7 protein-coding genes are annotated in these 5,216 nt (G+C 67.4%); 3 read left to right on the top strand and 4 right to left on the bottom strand.

All coding sequences use genetic code 11. From position 1 onward, the window contains the following. Positions 1-45 precede the first annotated feature (45 nt). Entirely contained in the window at positions 46-489 is a 444-nt protein-coding gene (locus tag BGN95_RS12550) for a nuclear transport factor 2 family protein (protein ID WP_286772798.1), read from the top strand. Between the two features lie 120 nt (positions 490-609). Here the strand turns inward: BGN95_RS12550 and BGN95_RS12545 are convergent, their stop codons facing one another. Next, positions 610-1,602, bottom strand: a complete 993-nt coding sequence (locus tag BGN95_RS12545) for an aldo/keto reductase (RefSeq protein WP_265268136.1) — start codon at positions 1,600-1,602, stop codon at positions 610-612. 32 nt (positions 1,603-1,634) lie between these two features. Beyond that, entirely contained in the window at positions 1,635-2,600 is a 966-nt protein-coding gene (locus BGN95_RS12540) for an SDR family NAD(P)-dependent oxidoreductase (protein WP_286772797.1), read from the bottom strand. A 208-nt stretch (positions 2,601-2,808) separates the two neighbouring features. On the opposite strand from BGN95_RS12540, the gene BGN95_RS12535 reads away from it, so the two are divergent. Next, positions 2,809-3,711 carry an AraC family transcriptional regulator gene (locus BGN95_RS12535; RefSeq protein ID WP_265312446.1) on the top strand — a complete coding sequence of 301 codons (903 nt, stop codon included), beginning with the start codon at positions 2,809-2,811 and terminating at the stop codon, positions 3,709-3,711. A gap of 134 nt (positions 3,712-3,845) precedes the next feature. Then, the gene (locus BGN95_RS12530; protein WP_179515320.1) at positions 3,846-4,004 is read left to right on the top strand and encodes a hypothetical protein; all 159 of its coding nucleotides are present in this window, start codon (positions 3,846-3,848) and stop codon (positions 4,002-4,004) included. 37 nt (positions 4,005-4,041) lie between these two features. On the opposite strand, the gene BGN95_RS12525 is transcribed toward BGN95_RS12530, so the two are convergent. Together BGN95_RS12525 and BGN95_RS12520 are read right to left on the bottom strand one after the other, a co-directional pair. Beyond that, entirely contained in the window at positions 4,042-4,764 is a 723-nt protein-coding gene (locus BGN95_RS12525; protein ID WP_286772796.1) for an META and DUF4377 domain-containing protein, read from the bottom strand. A gap of 89 nt (positions 4,765-4,853) precedes the next feature. Further along, a partial coding sequence (locus BGN95_RS12520) for a VOC family protein (RefSeq protein ID WP_286772795.1) occupies positions 4,854-5,216 on the bottom strand: 363 nt, incomplete at its 5' end.

The raw sequence follows: 5,216 nt of genomic DNA, 5'->3' as shown, positions 1-5,216 counted from the left end.
GACGACGCAGCGACCCGGCGCAACCTGCGCACGATGCTCGTGCATATGAAGGCCGAGGCGACCGCCGATTTCGACGCGCTGATGGCGACCGTTTCGCCCGATGCGGCCTATACCAGCTTCAACGTCGGGGTGGATTCGCCGCACAGCCCGCGCTCCAAGGATGCGGTCGCGGCTTATTATCGCGCGCTGGTGGAAAATCATTGCCACCAGATCGAGCATGACCTCGACCGGATCGTCGCCGATCGCGACAATATCACTACCGAGGGCGATATCCGCATCGCCTATCCCGCTGCCGCATTGCGCGCGATGGGGCATGATGTGCCGGAAGATGCGCCTTATTATCTCTACGAGGCGCGGCCGATGATCGTCTGGGGGTTCGACAACGACGGGCTGGTCAAGTGCGAGGACAGCTATGGCGCGATGGACGGCTTCGCCGGGATCGCCACGCGGCCGGTGCAGCAGAGCGAGATCTGCACGATCGCGGGGTGAGTCTGCCCCCTCCCCGAAAGGGAGGGGCTGGGGGTGGGTCGGTATGAGGGATACCGGTCCGCTTCCGCGCGGGCCAACCCACCCCCGCCCCCTCGCTTGTTCAAGGGAGGGGAGAAGAGATTACAGCTTCACTCGCGCCATGCCGGCGGGGGCATAACGCGGCCCTGCCGTCGCGCCGCTCGGCGCCGCTGCGGCGATCGTCGCGAGGTCGTCGGCGGTCAGCGTGACATCGGGCGCGCCGGCGCTGTCGCGCATCGTCTCGCTGCGCTTGACCCCGGGGATTGGCACGATGTCGTCGCCCTGTGCGAGCAGCCACGCCAGCGCGATCTGCGCGTTGGAGACGCCGTGGCGCTGCGCCACCGTCGCGATCGCATCGACGATCGCGAGATTCTTCGGCATGTTCTCGGGCGAATAGCGCGGATCGTTGCGGCGCCAGTCGTCGGGGGCGAGATCGTCGAGGCTGCGGATCCCGCCGGCGAGCAGCCCCCGCCCGAGCGGGCTGTAGGGCACAAAGCCGATGCCATTCTCGCGACATGCCTGGAGAATCCCGTTCTCGACGTCGCGCTCCCACACCGAATATTCGGTCTGCAATGCGGCGATCGGATGCACCGCGGCGGCGCGGCGCACCGTCTCCTCCGCAGCCTCGGACAGCCCGAGGTAACGCACCTTCCCTTCCTTCACCAGCTCGGCCATCCCGCCGATCGTCTCCTCGATCGGCACATCGGGGTCGACACGATGCTGGTAGAACAGGTCGATCGTGTCGATGCCGAGCCGTTTCAGCGATCCCTCGCACGCGCGCCGCGCATTTTCCGGGCTGCCGTCGACCGCTACCGGATTGTTGCCCTCCCAGCGCATCGCGAATTTGGTCGCGATGACCAGCCCGTCGCGCTTGCCCTTGATCGCCGCGCCGACCAGTTCCTCGTTGCTGAACGGCCCGTACATTTCGGCGGTATCGAAGAAGGTGATGCCGAGATCGATCGCCTCGTGGATCGTGCGGGTCGACACATCGTCATCGGCCGCGCCGTAGATGATATTGCCGCCGCGGATCATCGGCATGCAGCCGATCCCGATCGCGGACACCTTCAGCCCGTGCCCCAGCGTACGATATTTCATGTCCGGTTCTCCTCTTGTCGGTCCAGTCGGCGTCAGAAACGTTCGCCGACCATTTCTTCGCTCTTCGCCCACAATGCCTTGGCGCGCTCGGGATCGAGCGCATAACCCCGCACGCCAGCGAAGATGCTCGTCGATTCCTCCTGTTCGGCGACATGGCAGTCCTCGCAATAGAGCCCGCCCACTTCATCCGCCGGGGCGACTGCCGCCGCCCACACCGATGTCGCCGCGCCCTGCGGGATCGACTTATAGGTGAACGGCAGCGCGCCACTTTCGCTTTGCGGCGCGCCGAGCGACGCGAGCAGTTGATCGATGCTCTCCTGCGTCAGGTGCCGCCCCAGCTCGGTCTGGATCGCGCCGGGATGGACCGCGGCCGCGCGGACCCCGCGATCGCGGTGCCGGCGATCGAATTCGACCGCGAACAGGATATTGGCAGTCTTGGAGCGGCCATAAGCGACGAATTCGACATAGGGCGTATGGTCGAAATTGGGATCGTCGAGATCGACATCGGCGATACGATGCCCCGCCGAGGCGAGATTCACCAGCCGCCCGCCGGGCCGCAGCAGCGATGCGATGCGGTTGACCAGCACGAAATGGCCGAGGTGGTTGGTGCCGAACTGGGTCTCGAACCCGTCCTGCGTCTGCCCCTTGGGACAGGCCATCACCCCGGCGTTGGCGATGATGATGTCAAACGGACGGCCATCGGCGCGCAAGGCGTCGGCGCAGGCACGCACGCTGGCGAGCGAGGCGAGATCGAGCTGGACCAGTTCGAGGCTCCCGCCGCCGGCCTTGGCCGCCTCGCGCACCACTGCGGTCGCCGTCTCGGCCTTGGCCAGATCGCGCGCCGCCCCGACGACGTCGGCGCCGTGCGCGGCGAGCGCGCGCGCCGTCTCCACCCCCAGCCCGGCCGATACGCCCGTCACGAGGATGCGTTTGCCCGCGAGATCGACGCCGGCGAGTATCTCGTCGGTGGTCGATTCCGCGCCGAAGGCATTGGTCATGGATCGTTTCTCCTGTGTCGGGGAATGATTGGACAGACAATGATGTGGATCGCGCCGCGGAGGGTCGTCCGCCGCCGGCCCGATATTGGGCCGGGCGCGCCACGGCCGAAGCGCGATCCGATCGAAGTCTTGCCCGATCCTATCAACAGCGGTGCGTTCGGCGCGCGGACGGCTTGTCTCGGCGCGCAAGCTTCACGATGTTGCGGGCATGCAGGAACAGCTCAGCCGGATGCTGGCGATCGCCGCGCGCCACGTCGACGGCATGCGGCGCGACACGCTTATCCCCCGCGTCGCGGTGCACGGCGGCATCGGACCGACGCTGCCGACCCCGAGCCTGTACGAGCCCGCCTTGTGTCTCGTCCTGCAGGGCGCGAAGCAGGTGATGATCGGCGATCGGCTGCTGCGCTACGACCCGGCAAGCTATTTCATCACCGGCGTCGATCTGCCCGCCTCTGGCTGGGTGGTCGAGGCGACCCCGGCCAAACCCTATGTCGCGGTGAGCCTGCGGCTCGATCGCGCCAGTCTGCTCGCGTTGATCTCTGATATGCCTCCCGCCGCGGAGGGAGAAACGCGCGGTTTCGCGGTGAGCGCGGTCACCCCCGATCTGCTCGACGCCTGGACGCGCCTGCTCGCCCTGCTTGACACCCCCGATGATATCGCGGTGCTCGCGCCGATCCACGAGCGCGAGATCCTCTACCGGCTACTCAAGGGGCCGCAGGGCGGGGTGCTGCGCCAGGTGGTGCGGACGGACAGCCGGCTGAGCCGGGTGCGGCAGGCGATCGCGTGGATCCGCGCGCATTTCGACGAGATGCTGCGCGTGGAGGACCTCGCCGAGCGGGCCGGGATGAGCCCCGCGTCGTTCCACCGCCACTTCAAGGCGGCGACCGCGATGAGCCCACTGCAATATCAGAAGACGCTGCGGCTGCAGGAGGCGCGACGACTGCTCATCGCCAGCGGCGGCGCGGCGCGGGCGGCGCATATGGTCGGCTATGAAAGCGCGTCGCAGTTCAGCCGCGAATATGCCCGCATGTTCGGCGCCCCGCCGCACCGCGACGCCGGGCGCCTGCGCGGCGGGAACAGGGTGTTAGAGGACGCCAGCGGCGCTGCCTGACCAACGGGTTATCGCGTCCAGAATGAGACGAACCGTGGATCGACATCGCGCGCCGGCGGTTTTGTCGGTGGCGATGCGGCGCTCCCTTCCCGCGCCGTGTCGCCGCCCGATAATGGATGCACTGGATCAACTCTGTGACCCCGCTCGAAATCGCTGCTTTTCAGCAGGAACTCTTTGTCACACCGCGCATGGAGATTCTTCGTCTCTACCTCGATCTCGAGGAGAATGATCCCCGCTTCGAAGTGGTCGAAGCCTGGGTGCGCACCTATCGGCTGAACGAACAGGCCGCATGAAGCGGTGGCGGGCGTCGCGGCGCCCGCCGACCGTCACTTATCGACGCACCACGCGTTGCTCGATCACCTGATCGAGCGTCCAGCGGATCGACGACGCATCCGCCGGGGGGTTGGCGATCTTTTCCTCGATGATCCGCAGGCGGTATTCGATCCCCGGATGCGGGGCGAACCCTTCGATGCCGCCATAATGCAGCTGCCAGCGGTCGCCAGGCTTCTCGCGGATCTGCAGGCAGGTCATCCGGCCGACCCCGCTGCACGGCCGGGTCTCGGCCGAGACATAGACCAGCTTGCGCGGGGCATCGGCGGCGGGCTTGTGCGCCGCGCGATAGGTCAGCGTCGCGCCCTTGGCGGTGCGCAGGACCAATTGATCGCCCGCGAGACGATAGCGCGTGACTGCCGACAGCGCGTCGACATAGGCGCGCTCGGTCGCCATCGCCGGCGGCGGGCAGGCCATCAGCGTGCTGGCGAAGCCGCGTTTGCCGTCGCCGAAGCGCAACGTATCGCGGCCGACGCGGAACGCGCCGCCGGTGCGGTTGCACCCGGTGTCGCTCGAAAAGCGCCCGTTCGCGGCGTCGAAATCGAGGCGCAGCGGCTTGCCCTGGGGCAATGGGCGCCCGCTCCACGCCACCAGATCCCAATGCTGCGCTGCGAGCCGGGCGGCGGCACCTTTCGCGCTCGCGGGGGCGGCATCCGCCGCACCCGCCGCCAGGACCACGGCGAGACCGAGCATCATCGCGCCGGTCCGGTCGATCAACTTCATCGCAAACTCCTTTGTTACGGAGGCGAATAGGTCGCGCCGGATGAACCCGGCATGTCGCCATTGTTGCGGGTGCGAAAGGTGCGCGCGGGTCAGCGCAGCGGGGTGCCGATCGACCAGAGGTGGCCGAACGGATCGCGCACCTGCGCATAGCGATCGCCCCAGAACATATCCTCCGGAGCCATCACCGAGGTCGCCCCGGCATCGACCGCGCGCTGATACCATTTGTCGGTATCATCGACCTGCAGGTGGAGCACGAGACCCGCGGGCTCGCTCGCTGGCTTGCCCGAATATTCGGGGAAATCGTCATGCATCATCAGCGACGCGCCGTTGATATGGAGATGCGCGTGCATCAGCCGCTCGCCGTCCTCCGCGGGCGCCCGCGCCTGCTCGGTCGCGCCGAACGCGCGGGCGTAGAAATCGATCGCCTCCTTGGCGCGCTTGTCGCGAATCGT

It is taken from the genome of Sphingomonas sp. 66-10, assembly GCF_001897045.1.
Lineage (GTDB): Bacteria > Pseudomonadota > Alphaproteobacteria > Sphingomonadales > Sphingomonadaceae > Sphingomonas > Sphingomonas lycopersici.
Note: the sequence above shows the minus strand (reverse complement) of the source record. Positions and strands in the feature narration are given on the sequence as shown.

Bases quoted from the DNA above. Each gene is read 5' to 3' on its own strand.
- BGN95_RS12550 (WP_286772798.1), top strand. From the start codon at position 46: ATGAAGGCCGAGGCGACCGCCGATTTCGACGCGCTGATGGCGACCGTT.
- BGN95_RS12535 (WP_265312446.1), top strand. From the start codon at position 2,809: ATGCAGGAACAGCTCAGCCGGATGCTGGCGATCGCCGCGCGCCACGTC.
- BGN95_RS12525 (WP_286772796.1), bottom strand. From the start codon at position 4,764: ATGAAGTTGATCGACCGGACCGGCGCGATGATGCTCGGTCTCGCCGTG.
- BGN95_RS12540 (WP_286772797.1), bottom strand. From the start codon at position 2,600: ATGACCAATGCCTTCGGCGCGGAATCGACCACCGACGAGATACTCGCC.
- BGN95_RS12545 (WP_265268136.1), bottom strand. From the start codon at position 1,602: ATGAAATATCGTACGCTGGGGCACGGGCTGAAGGTGTCCGCGATCGGG.